Source organism: Methanocrinis sp. (assembly GCF_049974945.1).
Classification (GTDB): domain Archaea; phylum Halobacteriota; class Methanosarcinia; order Methanotrichales; family Methanotrichaceae; genus Methanocrinis.
On the sequence record NZ_JBNGCU010000190.1, the window covers coordinates 1 to 1947 of the forward strand.

3 protein-coding genes are annotated in these 1947 nt (G+C 63.8%); all 3 read right to left on the reverse strand.

Going from position 1 to position 1947, the window contains the following annotated elements:
• Window positions 1–355, reverse strand: a 355-nt coding sequence (locus tag ACP5EL_RS10435; protein ID WP_428402446.1) for a uroporphyrinogen-III C-methyltransferase, incomplete at its 3' end; no start/stop codon positions are given.
• Entirely contained in the window at window positions 342–1253 is a 912-nt protein-coding gene (gene hemC / locus ACP5EL_RS10440) for a hydroxymethylbilane synthase (RefSeq protein WP_428402447.1), read from the reverse strand. The genes hemC and ACP5EL_RS10435, both read right to left, overlap by 14 nt.
• Window positions 1250–1947 (reverse strand): aminotransferase class III-fold pyridoxal phosphate-dependent enzyme (locus ACP5EL_RS10445; protein ID WP_428402448.1); only part of this gene is annotated, 698 nt, incomplete at its 5' end. The genes ACP5EL_RS10445 and hemC, both read right to left, overlap by 4 nt.

The following is a 1947-nucleotide window of genomic DNA, read 5'->3' on the forward strand; positions in this document are numbered from 1 at the left end:
GCACCACCTCGAAGGGCAGCCCCGCCTCGGCCAGGGCGAGCCCCTCCTCGCCGCCTCTGCCGAAGACGAAAGGATCGCCACCCTTCAGCCTGACCACCCTTCTCCCCTCTCTCCCCTTCTCCACCAGAAGGGCGTTGATCTCCTCCTGGGAGAGCTTGTGGCGACCGGGAAGCTTGCCGACATCGATCTTCTCCGCCCCCTCAGGAGCCCAGCCCAGAATCGAGGGGGAGAGGAGCCGGTCGAATAAGATGACCTCGGCCCCCTCGATAAGCCTCTTCGCCCTCAGGGTCACCAGATCCGGGTCGCCGGGGCCGGCCCCCACCAGATAGACTTTGCCTCTCTCAGATCTCTCCAACTTCTCTCACCGCCTCTTCTGCAAGATCTCGTCCGCCCTTCTCCACGAGCCTGCAGCTCAGCTCTTTTGCCCCCCGGAGGTGATCGGCTGCCGGGACCATCCCCTCGATCCGAACGAACCTCGACCCGTCCAGAGAGAGGACCTCGGCCAGGACCCTCAGCTCTTCTCCCACCAGCCGGGCGTAGGCCGCCATGGGGACGACGCAGGAACCCCCTATCGCCTCCAGGATGACCCGCTCGCACTCGGCCTCCAGCCTCGTGGCCGGGTGGTCGATCTCCCGGACGACCTCCTCTGCCCCCCCTCTCGTAGTCACCACCGCGATGGCCCCCTGGTTTGCGGAGGGGACGAACTTCTCTGGGTCCAGGACGGAGTATCTTGGATGGTAGCCCATCCTCTCGATCCCCGCCTCGGCGAGGACGATCGCCCTGTATCTCCCCTCGGCGAGCTTTCGCAGCCTCGTCTCCAGGTTTCCCCGAAGACTCTCTATGACCAGATCGGGCCTCGCCCTCCGGAGCTGAGATGCCCGCCTCATGCTGCAGGTCCCGACGATCGCCCCCTCCTCCAGCTCCTCGAGGGCTACACCGTCCTCGCTCACCAGGACGTCAAAGGGCGAATCGCGAGGGAGGACGGCGGAGATGACGAGCTCCTCGGGCCTTTTGGACGGAAGGTCCTTCATGCTGTGGACGGCGACTGCTATCTCTCCCGCCAGCATCAGGTCGTCGATCTCCCTCACGAAGAGCCCCCTTCCCGAGACCCGGTGGAGGGGAAGGTCCAGGACGTGGTCACCTTTCGTCTTGACGATCAAAAGCTCCGTCTCTGCCCCCCTCGCCTCCAGAAGGGAGATGGCGGTCTCGGTCTGCCGCAGAGCAAGAGGGCTTCCGCGGCTCCCAACGATCAATCTCTCAGGTTTGACGTATAAGCCTCCAGAGTTTGGTTGATGACGTCATCGGAGTGGGCAGCGGAGAGGAAGTTCGTCTCGAACTGGCTCGGCGGGAGAAATACTCCGGACTTCAGCATCCTTCTCGTGAACTCTAGGTAGCCCGCCTTGTCGCAGTTGAGGGCTTCACCATAGTTTCTCGGAGCGTCTCCGAAGAATATCTTGAAGATGGAGGCGATCCCCACCACCGAGTAGCCGAGCCCGAGGTCTTCGACGATCTCCGATAGGGACCTGCGCAGCTCGTCGCCTCTGGAGTTCAGCCTCTCCAGGACCCTCTCCTTCTCCAGAACGTCCAGGGTCGCCATCCCGGCGGCGAGGGAGGTCGGGCTGCCGTTGAAGGTTCCCGCCTGATATATCCCACCGCTGGGGGCGACCATCTCCATCAGCTCCTGCCTTCCCCCAACGATGCCGATGGGAAAGCCGCCGCCTATTATCTTGCCCAGGGTCGTCATATCGGGGACGACGCCGTAGAAGGTCTGGGCCCCGCCGAGCCCGAGCCGGAAGCCCGTGATCACCTCGTCGAAGATGAGGAGGACATCGTGATCCTCTGTGATGCGCCTCACCCCCTCCAGGTAGCCCTTCTCGGGGAGGATCGGTCCGATGTTTCCCAGGACCGGCTCCATGATCACCGCCGCCACATCGCCCTCGAACTCGG